This window comes from Paenibacillus plantarum, from assembly GCF_013141695.1.
GTDB classification, from domain to species: Bacteria; Bacillota; Bacilli; order Paenibacillales; family NBRC-103111; genus Paenibacillus_E; species Paenibacillus_E plantarum.
The window spans coordinates 154,103-171,780 of record NZ_WHNY01000028.1 but is presented as its reverse complement, the minus strand read 5'-3'; the positions used below and the strand labels follow the sequence as shown (position 1 = coordinate 171,780).

The following is a 17,678-nucleotide window of genomic DNA, read 5'->3' as shown; positions in this document are numbered from 1 at the left end:
TCAAGAGCCATTTACTTACTGATGACCCCGCCTTGCGCAACCAAGTGGAGGATACGAGGCTCACGTAGCCGATGCGAGGCTTGTGTGAGAGGTTCATCCGGCCCTGTAATTTCAATTTGGTCAATTAAGGTGATTGGGATCATAATGTTGTTTATTTTTAAAAGCTGAAATTCTGGGTAATACTGCGCAATGACGCCTCGAACTTCATCGGTGCCGCACCGAATAATCACTTCTGTTTTACGCATGATCAGCATTTCGTACATCCCGTTTTTCACCCCACAATGAGTTATGACACGACCGACTTAGTAAACGTTTGATAGTTGAAAGTAAACGAAAAGCTTGGACGGGCGTGCCACATTCATAATATGCAAGGAAAGTCTGGTATAGAATGTAAATTTTAGAAGGGAAAAACCACCGCGTCATGGATGTTAGACACATGCTGCGGTGGTTTGTTCTGTCGTGTGTAATTTAATTTACAATTATTTTGAAATTATTTCAAGCCCATTGCTTTATTTGCTTCACGAACGATGTTGAATTTGTCATCTGTTGTAGCTACATAACCTTGGTGTGTGTATACATCGATGATCACTTTTTTACCTTCTGGATCGTTACCAATCGCGATGAAAGCATCTTGAATTTTTTTCTTCCAAGCCGCATCCATATCGGAACGAACAGCGATTGTATCATTTGGAATTTTATCGGAGAAAGCAAGAACTTTCGTTTGTTTGAAAATATCTGGGTAATCTTTAATCATGTTAGTACGGATATCTTGGAACACCCCTACTGCATCAACTTGGCCGTTAAGAAGTGCGATAATCGCTTTATCGTGTCCTTGGAATTGAACGCCTGTTACATCCTTAACCGGATCTACACCAGCGGTTTTCAAAACAAGACCAGGGTAAATGTAACCAGCTGCGGAAGTAACACCTTGCCAGCCCATCTTCTTGCCTTTCAAATCAGCTACGGATTTAATTGGGGAATCGGCTTTGACAACAATCATCGATTTGTAGAAATCTACAAGATCTTTCGTTGGTTGACCTGTTGTATCATCAACACCAAAACGTTGTGCTTGTACAAGAAGATCAGCAGCTTTACGGTTATCGTGAGCAACAACATAGTTACTTGGCGGCAAGAAACCAACATCAACTTGTTTGGAAGACATCGCTTCGATAACAACGTTGTAATCTGTGGACACGGAAACCTTAACTGGGATTCCTAATTTATCTCCAAGCAATTTTTCAAGCGGCTTAGCTTTTGCTTCAAGTGTCTCTGCATTTTGGGAAGGTACGAATTGTACTCTAAGTTCTTTCGGAACGAAGCCTGCCGCTGCTGCTGGTGTAGCGCTTGCCGCTGTTGTTGCTGCTGCAGTTGATGAAGCAGCTGGAGTTTCGTCTTTTTTCGCGCAGCCAACAAGTGCACCTGCAGCTACAATCATGGACAAGCTAAGTACTGTTAATTTTTTCATCTTTTTTGACCTCCGTTTAAATATTTGCTTTTATGTTGTACTATAACATTATCACAAGAGATATGGAAGATAGTGTGAAGTATTTGTTAAAATGACAGATGATATGTAAAACTTTACAATAAAAAGCAATGGAGTGAACCGCTTGAAGCAGGCAGGGCAAGAGAAAACTAGTCACATTACGATTTTAGAAACGAGCGACCTCCATGGGAATATGTTTCCCATTCATTATGCAAATAACCATCCCAATGATGTAGGATTGACGAAAATCGCCACCTTAATCACACAGGAACGCGCCAAGGAAGCGCATGTTATTGTGTTGGATAACGGGGATTTGATCCAAGGAACGCCACTCGCCTATCACCATGCGCGCTTGGATAATGAACCCATGAATCCCATGGTGCTAGGTCTAAACTATTTGAAATATGATGGAGCAGTACTCGGGAATCATGAATTCAATTATGGCATGGACGTGCTCCAGAAAGCCGTTCGGGAATCTAATTTCCCTTGGTTGTGTGCCAATATTGTGAATGAGGAGACGGGAGAGCCATTCTTTGGAAAACCGTATTTGGTTAAGCAATTTGCGGATGGTGTGCGTGTAGGAATTCTTGGATTAACAACGCCTTATATTCCGAATTGGGAAGATCCGAAACATATCGTAGGCTTACGGTTTGAAGATCCAATTGCATCCGCTCGAGCATGGGTACCATTCCTTAAGGAGCAGGAACAGGTAGATGTCGTTGTTGTTTCCTATCATGGTGGATTTGAAAGAGATATCGCAACTGGTGAGCCTACGGAACCGCTGACAGGCGAGAATCAAGGGTACCAACTATGTATGGAAGTAGAAGGGATAGACGTTCTACTCACAGGTCATCAGCATCGAAGCATTGCTGGGGCCCAAATTAACGGAGTAACCATCGTTCAACCTGGCACAGCTGGGGTTACGCTTGGGAAGGTGGACATCGTGCTTGAGCAGGTAGAAGGAAAATGGCGCATTGCTTCCAAGCAATCGGAGCTTCTATCAGTTGCGAATGTGGAGCCAGATGAGGTGCTGCTCACGCAGATCAGTTCTTACGAGGCAAAGACACAGCTATGGCTGGATCAACCCATCGGAAAGCTTACGGGGGACATGCTTGTGAAAGATCCTATGGAGATTCGTACAGAGGACAACGCGCTGATTGAGTTTATTAACAAGGTCCAAATGGAGCTGTCAGGTGCCCAGATTTCAAACACGGCGTTATTCGATAACGTTTCACCTGGATTTCCATCGGATATTACGATGCGGGATATCGTTTCCAACTACATTTACCCGAACACGCTCAAGGTCATTCGAATCTCAGGTCAAGATATTAAGGATGCCTTGGAGCAGTCTGCCGAGTATTTTGAATTAGCGGAAAATGGAGAGCTGCAAGTAAGCAAGTCCTTCATGGAACCGAAGCCTGCCCATTACAATTACGATATGTGGGAGGGAATCTCCTACACGTTAAACGTTTCTCGTCCAGTCGGGGATCGGGTTGTTCAGCTGGATTATGAAGGGGAACCGATTAAGCTCGAAGCCTCTTTCGATGTGGTCATGAACAATTACCGAGCTGCAGGCGGGGGCAACTACGCCATGTTTCAGAATAAGCCAGTTGTGAAAGATATTCCAACGGATGTTGCAGAGCTTCTGGCAGGCTACATTATGGAACGAGGTACCATTGAAGCGAGTGTAAACCATAACTGGAAAGTAATTTGGACATAGTTCGTTTGCATAACAAAAGCCTGACAAGAGCGAGAGAATCGTAAGATCCTCAGCTATTGCCAGGCTTTTGGTTTCTGAAAAGCAGGTTACTTTTCACGAATATAAGCACGATCTCCCGTTCGAGGATTGTAGTACACCCGATAGGTGAATCCATCTTTGGGATCTATGAAAACTTCAGGTGTAGAAAGAAAGCCGTTTGGAGGCGATTGTGGTGTCGCGGCTCCATCCGTTTTGTACCGTTTGTCGTAAACGAGATAACCTAGAAGAAGTAAAATAAGGAAGCCTAGAACCCACAAGCCGTATACGAGCAAAATGGAGAAATTCCCGCTCATAGCCTTCGCGTCCGAACGGCAGTGCCATACGCGACGATTTCGCTCATATTTTGACCAATATCCCCGCTGTCGAACCGCATCATGACAATCGCATCGCCACCCATGGCAGCAGCATTCTTGACCAGTCGGTCCATAGCTTGCCTGCGTCCATCCTCTACCATTTGCGTATACTGCGTGACTTCTCCGCCGATTAACCCTTTCAGAGAGGCCATAATATCTCCGCCAATGCCTCGTGCCCGCACGACGACACCAAAGGTACTGCCTAGAACTTCTGTAACCTCATAACCTGCAATGTTTTCTGTTGTAACTACAATCATGTTGAATCGCTCCTTCAGAATTGAAATAGATGCTTTTCTACTGGGTAAGGATTGGCTATTATTAACTTAGTACGTTAATCACATGAGGGGGTTTCACATTGAATACAGGGACAACGATTGAATTATGGCCAGGAGCTACACAAGACAGTCAAGGTGAGGAAAACCAAGGATGCCCAAGCTTAACCTTATATCCAGCAGAGGGAGACGGCTTACGTGCAGCAGTTATTGTATGTCCAGGCGGTGGTTACGGCAGACGTGCCCCTCATGAAGGCGAGCCTATTGCCAAATGGCTGAATGGTTTAGGCATATCCGCTTATGTGTTGAACTATCGCGTAGCACCCTATAAACATCCTGTTCCTTTGCAAGATGCGCAGCGGGCTATTCGTACTGTGAGACATCATGCCGAGGCATGGGGAGTCGATGCGAACCGAATTGGCATTCTTGGTTTTTCGGCAGGCGGACATTTGGCAGCAACAGCGGGTACGCACTACGATGCGGGAGATCAAACCTCCGCGGATCCAATTGAACATCATAGCTCCCGTCCGAATCTGATGGTGCTGTGTTATCCAGTTATTTCATTTGGAATGAATGGGCACCAAGGTTCACGAATTAATTTGATAGGCGCAGATGCTAGTGAAGAGTTGGTACAGAATTTAAGCAATGAACTTCAAGTAACGACAGATACGCCGCCAACTTTCTTGTGGCACACAGCAGATGATGCAGCGGTTCCGGTTGAAAATAGCTTGTTGTTTGCTAGTGCGCTTAGCCGCAATAAAATTCCTTTCGACCTGCATGTCTTCGAATCAGGAAAACACGGCATTGGAATTGCAGACGATCATCCAGAAGCGTATGTCTGGCCTAATGTTTGCGCGAATTGGTTGAAAAAGCAGCATTTCGCATGACCAAGCTTGCCTACGAATGCCATCCGCTTGGAGATTCAGCGATCGTGATTCGTATAGGTGCGGACATTTCGTTAACGAATCTGCATAAGGTCAGGCAAGTCGTGAATTATTTGGAAAATAACTGGCAGGATGGCTTCATTGAGCTGGTCGCCGCTTATACAACCATTACAATTTATTATGATGCATTCCGCATTTATAACTATTCTTCTGACGTTGTGTTAAAAAGTGGGCGACCCAATGGGACAGCAGATTGGCTTCCCTATGACGAAGTCCTGCAAAGCATTGAGCAGTTATTAGATGCGTACAGGCAAGAAGACAATGAGGGATTAGCTGTGCAGTTAGGAGCTATCAGGGAGATCCCGGTCTGCTATGAGGCGGCATTTGGACCCGATCTAGTAGATGTAGCGGATTATCATCAGGTGAGCACGGAAGCAATTGTGTCTTGGCATACTTCTCGTGTGTATCCCGTTTATATGATTGGTTTCGCGCCTGGTTTTCCTTATTTGGGCGGGATGGATGAACGCCTTGTTACACCGCGTAAATCAGTGCCGCGCACACAAATTCCAGCAGGTTCTGTCGGTATAGGCGGGGCGCAGACGGGCATCTATCCTTTTGAAACACCGGGAGGCTGGCAACTTATTGGTCGTACGCCACTCCGTATGTTTCGTCCGGACATCGTTCCCCCATCCTTTCTCAAGGTTGGTGATCAAGTGAGATTTGTGGCGATCACATCAGAGCAGTTTCATGCGTTAGAGAAAGGGAATGCGAGTCATGAGCTTTGAGGTCATTAAACCAGGTCTTTTGTCCACCATTCAGGATGAGGGCCGCTATGGTTTTCGAAAACATGGTGTCATAGTGTCTGGACCGATGGATCGGTTTGCACACCGGGCAGCCAATCTGTTGGTTGGTAATGGCCCGGAAGTCGCTACCTTGGAAATGACACTTCAAGGGCCAATTCTAGTTGCACAGCGTGATATGCTGGTGGCCATTTGCGGAGCAGACATGGGAGCAGAAGTGGATGGCATGGCAGCACCACTATGGCAGCCATTTATAATTTATTCAGGCAATGAGCTGCACCTCCATTATGCAGCCCAAGGGTGTAGGGCGTATTTAGCTGTGTATGGCGGGTTCAAGGCGGATTACGTACTCGGAAGTCGCAGCACCTATCAGCGAGCGGCTATTGGTGGATATGAAGGAAGGGCACTTCGTGCTGGGGATGTATTGGAAGCAGAAAAGGATGGGTTGGCTTCTGAGGTTGTGAACGAGGTTGAACGACGCGGCAAGTTTGTCAGTTCAACGATCCTCCCTTATTATCGCGACAATCCGACAATCCGGATCGTGAAGGGGAAGGAAGCCTCTTCATTTACACCTAACAGCTGGTCGAGATTGCTTTCTCAAAGCTTTCTCGTGACCTCACAATCCGATCGAATGGGGTATCGGTTATCGAGTGAGCCTAAGCTTGAGCTCGAAGCTGGCTTATCCTACGAAATGATCTCTGAGGCTGTCGTTGCAGGCACGATCCAAGTTCCCGCAAGTGGACAACCCATTCTCCTGATGGCGGATTGCCAAACAACTGGGGGCTACCCACGCATCGGTCACGTGATCACGGCAGATCTACCGCTGGTGGCGCAGGTGAAGCCAGGTGGACAGCTGCGTTTTCAGGAGGTTACGCATCTGGAAGCACAGGAGCAGTTGCTGCTTCAGGCGATGGATCTTAAGGTACTTGGGGCGGGGATAAAGACTTGGTTGAGGGGTTTGTGAACATTACGAACCCCATAGCCCGAGGAACCCTACGAAGCCTAAGTAGCTGACTAACTGGACTAACTCGACTAACTGGACTAACTGGACTAACTGGACTAATCCGGCTAACCTGGCTAACCCGACTAGCTTTAAGAGCGATATGAGGTCTGACGAGCCCTAACTGCCTCCCCCTCAGCAACTTAAATGGAAAAACTCCAGCTATTTTCGGCATTTTGTAATGTTTTTGGCATTTAAATGGAAAAACTCCCGTTAATTTCCCTTAAATCACCAGTTGGGAAGGAAATGGCTAATATTAACTGTAGAATATACAGTTAATTGGTAAATTTGCTCAAATACTCCTTGATTAGATGGAGAAAATACAGTTATTTCGTAAATCTACGCAAATGATCTTCATTTATTTGAATGACTCCCATGCATCTGCCGATAGTGCCCCCACGCCTCTCCACTCCCATACTCCGAAGAATGAAAATATTTCCACTTTGCAGTGGGTTGAGTAGGAAATGTGCGGAGTGGGAGTGGGATGAGTAAAGAATGAGCTGAGTAAGAGTAAGTTGAGATAGGAATGCAATGAGTGATGAAAGAAATGAGTAATGATGAAACGAGTAAAAAATGAGTGAATAATGATGCTGAGTGGCATTCATCTAAATGGGGAGTGAAATCGTCATGCTGCGCATTGACTTGAATTGTGACATGGGCGAAGGCTTCGGCGCCTATCGCCTTGGCCGCGACGCGGAGCTGCTCGACTACGTCAGCTCCGCCAACATCGCCTGCGGGTTCCACGCAGGCGACCCCGCAACCATGCGCAGCACAGTTCAGCTGTGCCTGCGCAAGGGCGTTGCGATCGGGGCCCATCCGGGCCTCCCCGATCTGCAAGGCTTTGGCCGGCGCGAGATCGCGATCACGCCGGGAGAGGCTTACGAGCTGACGTTGTATCAGCTCGGGGCGCTGCAGGCATTCGTCCACGCCGAAGGCGGACGCCTGCAGCACGTCAAGCCGCATGGCGCGCTCTACCACATGGCCGCGAAGCGCCATGAGTTAGCCGCCGCGATTGCGGCAGCAACGGCCAGCGTCAGCGCGGAGCTGACGCTGTATGGCCCGCCCGGCAGCGAACTGCTGCGGGCGGGCACCGCCGCGGGGCTGCGGACCGCGAGCGAGGCTTTCGCGGACCGCAGCTACCAGCGGGACGGTTCTTTGACACCCCGCGACCAAGCGGGGGCGCTTCTTGAGAGCGCCGCCGAGGCTGCGGCGCAGGTGGAGCGGCTTGTCCGCGAAGGCAAGGTCCTCTCCCTCACGGGAGAGGACCTGAGCATGCGCGCGGACACGATCTGTATCCACGGCGATGGGGTGCACGCCGTGGAATTCGCGCGCGACATCCGCGCGCTGTTGAACCAAAGCGGCATCGAAGTCAAGCCGCTTGGGACCTAGCGTAAAAGCTAGGTTTTTTTAATGTGTAACCAACTAGACGAGTGCGATTCGCAGCACGTTTCTATAAGATACCATCTCATTTCAAAAATGTGCTCAAAAGTAAAATAACTGGAAAACTACAGCTAATTAGAGGGTTTTATCACTTTCTTGGGAAATAACTGGATTTCCTGTAGCTAATTTATCCGATTTCATCATTAAGCGGGTTAAATTCGAAATTTAGCTGTAGGTTTTCCAGTTAAATCTGTTTTTCTCCGAAAAATGAGGGAATTAGATGTAGTTTTTACAGCTAACTCGCCAATTTGCGATTTTCCTCCGACTTATGAAGAAACCGAGCTCAATCCGCGCTAAGCTGAAGTTATTCCAGCTAACTCGCAGAAGCCGCGAGCTATGAGCGGCGAAACTCCTCACTCCCTCTCACAAGGAAAGAATCCCTATAACTATTCTTTCACTTGAGACCAGCTCGGCAATATGAGTTAATAGGTATGTAGCCGGCCGGCTAATTCTTTCGGAAAGGAGTGATCAAGGTGATTACAACGCAAACAGAGGTGATCTCTGCGTAAGCAGAGGTCACTGTTCCAAGCGGGGGCCACTAGGCCCTCGCATAACTTTTACGAACGAGTAGACAGCGAGAAGCTTTTTACATATAATGAGAAATGTGAACACAAAGTGAACACAACAGTAACAATAAACTACGGTGAAGGGAGTGCTTTTTAATGAACACAATGACAATGACAGTAGCGATGAATGTTGCGGCCGCCGCAGAGGTACTCGTCTCCTAACTGAATATCATTCGTGGAATAACCGTTCACCTGAATTGTATAATTGCATATACAACCGACAGGCACGATTATGATCGTGTTTTTTTTATTCCATTTTTGAGAATGGTAGGAGGTTAAGGGGCGATGAAGATACTCTCTGCAAATCAGTCAAAGTTAAGCTTTGCGACAATTTGAGGAGGTTTTCATCCATGAGTTATAAGAACGGGAAAGATGTTCTTCCCCCTAACCTATTAAAACAATTACAAGAATATATCCAAGGCGAAATCGTCTATATCCCTAAGAAAGAGCAGAAACGCGCTGGCTGGGGAGAAAATAACGGCACTCGCATCATTATTGAGCGGAGAAATCGTGAGATTTTCCGATTGTATCAAACGGGTTCGACGGTGTTGGAGCTGATCAAGGTGTTTCATTTGTCCGAAGACAGCATCCGCAAAATTATCGTCAAAACACGTGAATTAACAGCCAATCAGGCATAGCAGCGGCATCCTTCGTGATGCTGCTTTTTTTTTGTAGGAAAACTTAGTTTCCATGCCGAAATTACTCATACAGAGGATGTAAGTGTATAGGAGGAGTAGAGAGATGATATCTGTATTTGTATATGGCACGTTACTGGTGGGGGAAAGCAATCATCATGTTGTCTCTCCGTATTTACGGGAAGTACAACCTGGCACGATCTATGGACGTTTATATGATGTAGGACCTTACCCTGCATTAGTTCGTACGCACGATGAGCATGTGGTTGAAGGGGAATGGATTGAAGTGACCGAAGAGGGACTGGCCGCTATGGACATTTTGGAAACGTACTACAGTCCAGCTCATGCTGATAATGAGTACGAGCGAATTTGGGTAAAAGATGCCACTTTGGAGAAGGAAGGTTGGGTGTATTGTTATCCTAATCCGCGCGGTCTTCCAGCTATTCATGGCTCCTCTTGGAAATCTTACCTGCACAATAAGTAGGCGCGACTTTATTCGAGTTTTTCCGACATTTTCCTATCTTGGCCTCAGATATGATGCTATAATTAGTACTAATTTATGGACTCGAGGAGAGAGAACATGTCAGCTTACAAAATTTTGCTAGCCGATGATGAATTGGCACTTCGCTTTCTGCTGACGGAGACGTTATCGGATGAGGGATATCTCATCACAGAGGTTGAGGATGGTCAACAAGCGATCGAGCAGCTCAGCAAGGAAGCCTACGATTTAATTATTCTGGATTACATGATGCCGGAACGTACGGGCGTAGAGGTGTGCTCCTGGTTGAGACAAAGTGATAATGTGAATAAGGACTTGCCTGTGATTCTGCTGACGGCGAAAGCACTGGAGAAAGATAAAGAGAAAGCGAAGGCAGCGGGTGTCACCACGTACATTGTAAAGCCTTTCAGTCCACTTCAATTATTAGATACCGTCGGACAGCTATTGCAACGCTAAGTTGGAGAAGATGGATGCGCTGGAATCAGCTAGATTAAGCTTATAAAGGGTGATTGTCTGCTATGAGCCATAGGAATATAGAGAGAGCCAAGGATTCAGCTTCTGAATCCGATCGTGATGCAAGAATCCTCAAACAAGGAAAAAAACTGTTTATTCGTGAATATGACAAGCAACTGCAGCAGTTGCAGTCCTTGCTGACAGCGGTTCAGATGAAGCCGATCCTAGAGGATTTGCAACAATGCTATCGGATTGCACATACACTCAAAGGTAGTGCGCCAGTCTTTGGTTATATACGAATTGGTAAACTAGCGGAAGACATGGTGCGGAAATGGGAATGGACCCTAGCGATTGAGAAGCCCGACAATGAGTTGCTTCTTTCGATGAGCCCTGTACATGAGAGTATTGAACGAACGGATGAGTTATTGCTTGAATTGAAAATGGAACTGGATATCGGCTTAACGGAAATTCAGCTGGATGAGGAGAAGGATCCTGCCTCAGGCTCCATGCTTCGAACGCTCAGAAGTCGTATTTTACTCGTTGATGATGACGATGCGCTTCGCTCTTATTTGACTAGACGATTGCAACTCGATGATTGTGTGGTTGATGAAGCTGCTGATGTGGAGTCAGCGAAAAAGTTACTGCGCGAGCATACGTATGATTTGGTTACGCTAGATCTTATGATGCATCCGCAGTCAGGCTATGAGCTATTCGATTTTCTCAAAGAAGATCCTACGCTGAAATGGTTGCCGCTTATCGTGTTATCCGGTCGTGATGATATCAGCGATAAAGTTCGTTGTTTCCATCTAGGGGCGGATGATTATGTGACGAAGCCATTCCAATATGAGGAATTGGCAGCGCGTATCTATGGACTCCTCAAGCGGACCCGGAATTTTGAACAGCTGGCTTTCCGCGACCCGCTGACGGGTGTGTTTAATCGCCGCTATTTTGATCTGCAAATTGGATTAGAACTGCAGCGTATCGAGCGCTACCCAGCGCCAATTTCTCTCGTGTTTATCGATATTGACAGCTTTAAAAACGTCAATGATACGTATGGCCATCATGTAGGGGATCTGGTTCTCCAAGGTCTGGCGCATCTGTTGCAGGTCAATCTGCGTTCGACAGATTTATTGGCTCGTTTTGGCGGTGAAGAGTTTGTCATCGCACTTCCGAATACGACTGTGGATCAAGCTAGGTCTATTATGCAGGATATTTTAGATAAAGTTCGTATGAAGCCCGTAGCGCAGAATGAGGGTCAAACGTTCTCCATTACGTTCTCAGCTGGTGTAGCCGAATGGCAGGTAGGGATGACGATTGCGGAGTGGGTAGCGAAAGCAGACGATGCGATGTATCAAGCGAAACAGCAAGGTAAGAATCGCATTGTTCTGGCTGACTTAGAAGATGAGGGTGCACAATTCACGAAGTTGGTTGCCCATGCGAACGCCCAGCTGCAGAAGAAAAAGCTCTTGATCGTTGACGATGATCCGATTCTCAGAGCGATTCTGATTTCGCAATTGGAGCACTTGCCGATTGTAATTACGCAGGTTTCTGATGGTGAAGCGGCATGGCAGCTATTGAGTGATCAAGTGTTCGATGCTTGTATTTTGGACGGCATCTTGCCAGGACTTGACGGGTTTACGATCTTAGAGAAGCTCAAGACGGATACGAATGTGCGATCCAAGGATCTGAAGGTACTGATGCTTTCTGGTAAGAAGAAGGCAGCGGATGTGGCGAAAGGTCTGCTAATGGGAGCCGACGATTATATGACGAAGCCGTTCTCACTCGTGGAGCTGGAGAATCGCGTCAAACAATTAATGAAACTTATCTAGAAAAGGAGGGACATGTCCTCTCCTTTTTTTGCTTTTTCGCCATATGTAAGCTGTCGGTGGTTCAATTTCCCTTCAATGAGGTTTGCGACTCCAGCACTTTCTGATACAGTAGAATGATAGACGAAGATACAGATGAAGGAGCAAGATGCATGTCGGATAAAGACAATCTGGTACGTTTTGGAATTTCGATGCCGCAGTCTCTAATCGAGCAATTCGACCGGTTAATTTCCTTACAAGGGTATGATAATCGCTCGGAGGCGATTCGTGATCTGGCACGCAAGGCGCTTTTGACCTCAAGCAGTATGCAGCCAACAGAAATGGTCGCGGGCACCATTGTTATGGTATATGACCACGATAGCCGTGATTTGCCGATCACCTTAATGGATCTTCAGCATGACTATCATCATGCCATCATTTCAACGATGCATATCCATTTAAACCATCAGCAATGCTTGGAAATACTCGTCGTGCGCGGTGAAGTTCAGAAGCTTCGGGAGCTGCAGCAGCGCATACAAGTGTTAAAAGGTGTTGCTTACGCAGAGCTGTCTGTTACACATGTGGACGAGCATAGTCAAAGTCATGGACACAGCCATCATCATGGGCATCATCACTCTCATGTTAAGGCTGAGACGGATTAGTGGGATTCGTAGTTCGTTTATTTTTTTGCTAAAATAAAGGATATGGAGGTGCGTTATGTCGGAGAAGAGATGGTTCTCTTTGGAAGAGGCCAATCATTTATTGCCATTTGTTGATCAGGAATTGAAGAAGATGCAAGCCTTGAAGCGTGAATTTGAGGACAAATATATGGAGTTACGCCATAAGAAGAATGAATATGCGGAAAAGCCTAGCACGGAGAAGGATCCCTTTTTCGTTATGGAAGCTGCGCTTGAATTTCTTCAAATTGAAGCGCGTGGACTCATTCAAAGCTTTCAAAAGACGGGCATTGAGCTGAAGGATATCGATACGGGACTTGTTGATTTCCCGGCGTTCATGAATGGACAAGAAGTGTTGCTGTGTTGGAAGCAAGGAGAGGATAAGATTCGTTATTATCACGGCGAGCAAGATGGTTTTGCTGGTCGTAGACCGATAGCGGATTAGAGGGATACGAATGGGAATATTACATCAACGAAGTAAAATGTGGTTCCTGCGGCTGCCGCTAGGCGTGATTACTGTGTTAGCGATCATGCTGATGAGTGCTGTCCTTGCGCCCCAATCCGTCTCTGCGCATGCTTCACTAGTTGAAGCGACACCAGAAGCGGGAGCAAAGCTTGAAAGCTCGCCAGCTGTGGTGTCCGTCACGTTCAATGAACAATTAGACAGCGGACTCTTTTATATTAAGGTTTATGATCATAGCGGAGCGGAAGTAACGAATCGCAAAGCGATGATGAATAAGGATCAAATGGGTATCAAGCTGGATGTGCCGAAGCTGGCAGAAGGTGTGTATTTGATTAGTTATCACGTCATCTCAGCGGATGGTCATCCTGTGGGTGGAAGTTATCCGATCACGGTTGGGAATCCGCCTCAGGAAGATCTACTCGATGTACCATCCGCTCATTCAGGACACGATCACAGCGCAGGACCACTGACGACCAAGGGGCTCCTGCAATACGCTTCCCGCGGCTTATGGTTTCTGATGCTGCTGGCCTTGACGGGTTGGGCATTCTGGTTACGATTGGTGAGAACCCAAGGTGAGGAAGCTCAGAAATCGGTCTCAAGTTGGTCGCTCAATCTTCAACGCGGTCATATTGTTGCCCTATTACTGCTCATTTTCACTCATATTGAGGATCTATTGGGCGGCGGTGGTGTGGATGAAATATGGCAGCTGCTGAGCGCGACCAATATCGGGATATCTTGGGTACTGCTACTCGTCTTATCATTCATAGGCTTTGTAATACTGGGCAGGGCGGCATGGTTGGATGTGAGTTGGGCTTTGGCTCTTCTGGCAGTCAAAAGCTTCAGCGGCCACGCAGCCTCCTTCTCACCTCTGTGGGCGACGATTGGGCTCGATTTTATTCATCTTGTAGCCGCAGCTTGTTGGGTTGGCGGATTAATTCTGCTGTATGTGAAATGGCGCCATAACAAGACGGGTCTGGGAAGTTACATGCAGAAGTTTTCCAAATTTGCACTGATCTCGATTGTTGTTTTAACCGTTTCAGGGATCCTGTCAGTTTTGCTATTCTTACCGAGTCTGCGTTACTTGACTTACACAACGTGGGGAATTCTCCTGCTTGTGAAGGTAGGCGTAGTGGTGCTTGTGGCCGTGCTGGGGTTCGTGATTCGACTCTTCCTACGCAAGAAGCAAGTCAATCAATCGATCGTTTGGGTCAAGCTAGATCTATCCCTAATGGTCATCATTGTTGTGCTTGTCGGACTGCTTACGTATATGGCACCAATTCCTGCGAATGAGCCGCTTCAGTGGCATCAGATGGGAGAAAAGGTCCATGTTTCGGTCGATATTACGCCTAAAATTCCAGGAAATAACAACTTCGTCGCCAAAGTATGGCTGCCTGAAAAATCAGGTCAACCTAAGCAGGTTCTTTTGATTTTGCATAATAAGGATGATAAAGAGATTGCACCGATTTCTATCCCGTTAACGATCTATACAGATAATAAGGAAGAGGAGTCCTACGGTTTTGCTAAATTTAGTTACAAATCGGAAGGGCCTTACCTGCCTTTTATTGGCAATTGGGAGTTAGAAATGCGCGTCATGGATACAGAAGATAATGAGACGGTGTATACCAAAGACTTCATTGTGTATTAAGTTTGAAAAGGTAGATTGACTATGCGAGGAGGATAACCATGGCTTGGGTTCAAATCCTAGATAAAGACCATCTTTCTGTTAAACTCGATGACAAAGATGATTCAGCTCTAATTGAAATCAATGACGGCGGCATTTCGCCGAACTATGTGACGATTCGATTGAATGAGCATGAAGTTGATGAATTGATAGAAGCCCTACAACGAATCAAGAGATCGATGCAATAAGGGTATACAACATTACACATACACATAAGTAAGAACCTTCCCTGCGACTGAAGATAATCAGAAGGGAAGGTTCTTTTTGTACGCATGGAGGTAGCTGCGTTAAAAGCGTTAAAACATGCTCCAGTCGAACTCCTGCGACAGAATGCCAAGCAGATGCACACCTGCTGTGCTGTTGCCTTTACGGTTCAGTGCGGGTCCAACGATGCCGATGCCGTATTGCCCTGGCACCATCGTCAGGATGCTGCCGGACACGCCGCTCTTCGCAGGCAGTCCGACATTCATGGCGAATTCGCCAGAGGCATTGTACATCCCGCAGGTGAACATGAAGGTCTTAGCAATTTGCACGAAGCGCCGCGGAATGAGACGTTGCTTGCGGATCGGATCTACGCCGTTATGCGCGAGTACGAGGGCCATTCTGGCTAAATCCGTGCAATTCACCTCGATAGAGCAGTGACTGAAGTACACACGAAGGACATCATCCACTTCCTTGTCCAAGACACCGTTATCCTTAAGAAAATAAGCTAAAGACCGATTGCGGTGAGCGGTATCTGACTCGGATTTGAACACATTTTGATTAATGGAGAGCGAAGGGTTATCCGCAATATCTCTGAAAAAATGCAAGATCCGATCAACCTGTTCATCCGTGCTATTCCCTGCGATTAAAGAAGAGATCGCAATCGCTCCCGCATTAATGAGCGGATTGAAAGGGATGCCTGGCTCGATAAGCTCGAGCTTCAGCATCGAGTTGAAGTCATCGCCAGTCGGCTCCATCCCAACTTTGGAGAATACAACGTCTTCGCCATTATCCATGAGCGCAAGAATGAGTGAAAAAACTTTCGAAATACTTTGCAAGGTGAAGCGAAAGTCAGAATCACCGGATAGGATAGTTTGCCCTTCGCTATCCATGATGCATATACCGAGAATATCCCCAGAAGCATTAGCCAGCTCAGGGATATAGGAAGCGACATGACCTTCTGACGTATGCGTTGTACTAACAGCAACCCATTCGTCGATGTGGCTATGAAGCTTCTTCCAGGTTTCATCGTGCTGTTGGTGAGGCATGGCGAAGTCAGTCCTTCCTCTTCTCTAGGCTTTCCAAGCCTGCGGATGATTGTCGCTGATCAGCTCTGTCGCAGCTGCATTCGCAATGACTTGCTCAGGGTTTTTGCAGCCTGGAATAACGGATGTAACCGCGTCATGCTTCAAGCACCAAGCCAATGCCCACTTGGCCATATCCATGCCTTCAGGCACTTCGTTTTGCTGAATGCGCTGAACTTCCTCTAGCTTATGTCTCACGCTGTCAGCATCGTGACGATGACGAACGTCCGTGTTGCTAAATACAGCACCTGGCTTATATTTACCGCTGAGATAGCCACTGGCTAACGGTACACGTGCGAGTACGCCGAGGTCTTGATCGATACAAGATTGGAAAACCTGATCTTCCGGCGCGCGATCCAGACGGTTGTAGACAACTTGAATTGCTTTGGAATTCACCTTCGTAGAAGCGGCAGTCTGATGGATATTGGCATTGCTGCCGATCGACGTGCCTAGGTGACGGATTTTGCCAGCTTGTACTTGTTTATCTAAGGTCGTCCATAGATCATCATTATCGAATAAAGCATCAGGTCCGGAATGGAATTGGTATAAGTCAATATAGTCCGTATGTAAAGCTTGTAGAGATGCGTCCAGCTGCTTGATGACGGATTCAGCGCTAAACTCATCAGTGCGTGTGAATAAATCATGGAAATGATGACCGAACTTCGTCGCTACAACCCACTTATCGCGATCGCGGCGGGATAAGTAATTACCGATGAATGACTCGGAAAGATGATCTCCATAGCATTCTGCCGTATCTATTAAGTTGATACCAAGCTCAGCAGCTTGATCCAAAATCGCGTCTGCTTCTGCTTGTGTATAGGTTAATCCCCATTCACCGCCGAATTGCCAAGTACCAACACCAACGATGGAAACTTTCAGATCTGTTTTGCCAAGTCTACGAAATTTCATGTGTAGCACTCTCCTTATATAGGGTATCCAAATTCATTATACAACAACATTTTATTTTATCTCACCTTAATGTAAGCTTTTCATAAATGGGTTACTGTGTAAATAGGAATAATTTAAGGCGAAAGGATGTTGTTTCTATTGTTCAAAAAATATGTGCTAGGCCTATTGAAAGAATGGGTGCCTACTATAGCGTTTGCCATTATTATCGCGCTTGTCGTCAATACCTATGTTGCTCAAGCAATGACAGTTCCAACAGGTTCCATGCTGCCTACTATTCAATTAAAAGATGAGCTGATTGTTGAGAAAATGAAGCCTTTAACCGACTTCGAATTCGGCGATATCGTTGTGTTTTGGCCGCCAATCGAGGGGAATGAAGATCGCTATGTGAAGCGTCTGATTGGATTGCCTGGTGATACGATTGAGGTCAAAGATGGAGCTTTATATAGGAACGGAGCGAAGGTAGACGAGCCCTATATCCAAGCGCCTATGACGTATACGTTCCATCAAGTAACTGTGCCCGAAGGAAAATACTTCTTCTTAGGCGATAATCGCAACGAAAGCTATGATTCTCATTTGTGGCCGGCAACACCTTTTGTAGCTGAAAAAGATATTATCGGCAAAGCCGTATTTCGCATTTTCCCTCTGAGCCAGATCGGGACAATTGATTAAGAGAAAAGAAGCTCCCAACCTCATTTAGAGGAAGGGAGCTTTTT

Annotated in this window: 20 protein-coding genes; 14 read left to right on the top strand and 6 right to left on the bottom strand. The window is 46.6% G+C overall.

All coding sequences use genetic code 11. From position 1 onward, the window contains the following. Nucleotides 1-11: 11 nt before the first annotated feature. Together GC096_RS10020 and GC096_RS10015 are read right to left on the bottom strand one after the other, a co-directional pair. Nucleotides 12-263: a hypothetical protein gene (locus GC096_RS10020; RefSeq protein WP_171630096.1), complete on the bottom strand. Its 252-nt coding sequence runs from the start codon at nucleotides 261-263 to the stop codon at nucleotides 12-14. Between the two features lie 227 nt (nucleotides 264-490). Continuing rightward, nucleotides 491-1,465, bottom strand: a complete 975-nt coding sequence (locus GC096_RS10015) for a phosphate/phosphite/phosphonate ABC transporter substrate-binding protein (protein ID WP_171630095.1) — start codon at nucleotides 1,463-1,465, stop codon at nucleotides 491-493. A 142-nt stretch (nucleotides 1,466-1,607) separates the two neighbouring features. Here GC096_RS10015 and GC096_RS10010 point away from each other — a divergent pair, with 142 nt between their 5' ends. Beyond that, nucleotides 1,608-3,203 (top strand): bifunctional metallophosphatase/5'-nucleotidase, encoded by a 1,596-nt coding sequence (locus tag GC096_RS10010; RefSeq protein WP_281366773.1) that lies wholly within the window; start codon nucleotides 1,608-1,610, stop codon nucleotides 3,201-3,203. An 86-nt stretch (nucleotides 3,204-3,289) separates the two neighbouring features. Here GC096_RS10010 and GC096_RS10005 read toward each other — a convergent pair whose 3' ends face one another. Together GC096_RS10005 and GC096_RS10000 are read right to left on the bottom strand one after the other, a co-directional pair. Beyond that, on the bottom strand, nucleotides 3,290-3,535 hold the full coding sequence (locus GC096_RS10005; RefSeq protein WP_171630094.1) for an HD family phosphohydrolase: 246 nt from the start codon (nucleotides 3,533-3,535) through the stop codon (nucleotides 3,290-3,292). Next, nucleotides 3,532-3,852, bottom strand: a complete 321-nt coding sequence (locus tag GC096_RS10000; protein ID WP_171630093.1) for a YbjQ family protein — start codon at nucleotides 3,850-3,852, stop codon at nucleotides 3,532-3,534. The genes GC096_RS10005 and GC096_RS10000 overlap by 4 nt, the downstream gene beginning before the upstream one ends. Before the next feature lie 98 nt (nucleotides 3,853-3,950). Here GC096_RS10000 and GC096_RS09995 point away from each other — a divergent pair, with 98 nt between their 5' ends. The 12 genes from GC096_RS09995 to GC096_RS09940 all read left to right on the top strand — a co-directional run bounded on the left by GC096_RS09995 (nucleotide 3,951) and on the right by GC096_RS09940 (nucleotide 14,958). Next, nucleotides 3,951-4,754: an alpha/beta hydrolase gene (locus GC096_RS09995; protein ID WP_216626078.1), complete on the top strand. Its 804-nt coding sequence runs from the start codon at nucleotides 3,951-3,953 to the stop codon at nucleotides 4,752-4,754. After that, the gene (pxpB, locus tag GC096_RS09990; RefSeq protein ID WP_171630092.1) at nucleotides 4,751-5,536 is read left to right on the top strand and encodes a 5-oxoprolinase subunit PxpB; all 786 of its coding nucleotides are present in this window, start codon (nucleotides 4,751-4,753) and stop codon (nucleotides 5,534-5,536) included. Before GC096_RS09995 ends, pxpB begins: the two co-directional genes overlap by 4 nt. Further along, nucleotides 5,526-6,515, top strand: coding sequence for a 5-oxoprolinase subunit C family protein (locus GC096_RS09985; RefSeq protein ID WP_171630091.1), 990 nt, complete (start codon nucleotides 5,526-5,528; stop codon nucleotides 6,513-6,515). Before pxpB ends, GC096_RS09985 begins: the two co-directional genes overlap by 11 nt. A gap of 663 nt (nucleotides 6,516-7,178) precedes the next feature. Then, entirely contained in the window at nucleotides 7,179-7,940 is a 762-nt protein-coding gene (locus GC096_RS09980; protein ID WP_171630090.1) for a LamB/YcsF family protein, read from the top strand. A gap of 967 nt (nucleotides 7,941-8,907) precedes the next feature. Beyond that, the gene (locus GC096_RS09975) at nucleotides 8,908-9,195 is read left to right on the top strand and encodes a CD3324 family protein (protein WP_028556449.1); all 288 of its coding nucleotides are present in this window, start codon (nucleotides 8,908-8,910) and stop codon (nucleotides 9,193-9,195) included. 103 nt (nucleotides 9,196-9,298) lie between these two features. Continuing rightward, nucleotides 9,299-9,676: a gamma-glutamylcyclotransferase family protein gene (locus tag GC096_RS09970; protein ID WP_171630089.1), complete on the top strand. Its 378-nt coding sequence runs from the start codon at nucleotides 9,299-9,301 to the stop codon at nucleotides 9,674-9,676. Nucleotides 9,677-9,772: 96 nt separating this feature from the next. Beyond that, the gene (locus tag GC096_RS09965) at nucleotides 9,773-10,147 is read left to right on the top strand and encodes a response regulator (RefSeq protein ID WP_171630088.1); all 375 of its coding nucleotides are present in this window, start codon (nucleotides 9,773-9,775) and stop codon (nucleotides 10,145-10,147) included. A 62-nt stretch (nucleotides 10,148-10,209) separates the two neighbouring features. After that, the gene (locus tag GC096_RS09960; RefSeq protein WP_171630087.1) at nucleotides 10,210-11,973 is read left to right on the top strand and encodes a diguanylate cyclase; all 1,764 of its coding nucleotides are present in this window, start codon (nucleotides 10,210-10,212) and stop codon (nucleotides 11,971-11,973) included. Between the two features lie 149 nt (nucleotides 11,974-12,122). Continuing rightward, entirely contained in the window at nucleotides 12,123-12,611 is a 489-nt protein-coding gene (gene nikR, locus GC096_RS09955; RefSeq protein WP_171630086.1) for a nickel-responsive transcriptional regulator NikR, read from the top strand. Between the two features lie 55 nt (nucleotides 12,612-12,666). Continuing rightward, on the top strand, nucleotides 12,667-13,071 hold the full coding sequence (locus GC096_RS09950) for a DUF2203 domain-containing protein (protein ID WP_171630085.1): 405 nt from the start codon (nucleotides 12,667-12,669) through the stop codon (nucleotides 13,069-13,071). Nucleotides 13,072-13,081: 10 nt separating this feature from the next. After that, nucleotides 13,082-14,734: a copper resistance CopC/CopD family protein gene (locus tag GC096_RS09945; protein ID WP_171630084.1), complete on the top strand. Its 1,653-nt coding sequence runs from the start codon at nucleotides 13,082-13,084 to the stop codon at nucleotides 14,732-14,734. Nucleotides 14,735-14,772: 38 nt separating this feature from the next. Next, nucleotides 14,773-14,958, top strand: a complete 186-nt coding sequence (locus GC096_RS09940) for a hypothetical protein (protein WP_171630083.1) — start codon at nucleotides 14,773-14,775, stop codon at nucleotides 14,956-14,958. 108 nt (nucleotides 14,959-15,066) lie between these two features. Here the strand turns inward: GC096_RS09940 and glsA are convergent, their stop codons facing one another. Then, nucleotides 15,067-16,020, bottom strand: a complete 954-nt coding sequence (gene glsA / locus GC096_RS09935) for a glutaminase A (RefSeq protein WP_171630082.1) — start codon at nucleotides 16,018-16,020, stop codon at nucleotides 15,067-15,069. Nucleotides 16,021-16,044: 24 nt separating this feature from the next. After that, nucleotides 16,045-16,965 carry an aldo/keto reductase gene (locus GC096_RS09930; RefSeq protein WP_171630081.1) on the bottom strand — a complete coding sequence of 307 codons (921 nt, stop codon included), beginning with the start codon at nucleotides 16,963-16,965 and terminating at the stop codon, nucleotides 16,045-16,047. Between the two features lie 138 nt (nucleotides 16,966-17,103). Between GC096_RS09930 and lepB the strand changes: the two genes are divergently transcribed. Beyond that, on the top strand, nucleotides 17,104-17,634 hold the full coding sequence (gene lepB / locus GC096_RS09925; RefSeq protein ID WP_246302669.1) for a signal peptidase I: 531 nt from the start codon (nucleotides 17,104-17,106) through the stop codon (nucleotides 17,632-17,634). Nucleotides 17,635-17,678 lie beyond the last annotated feature (44 nt).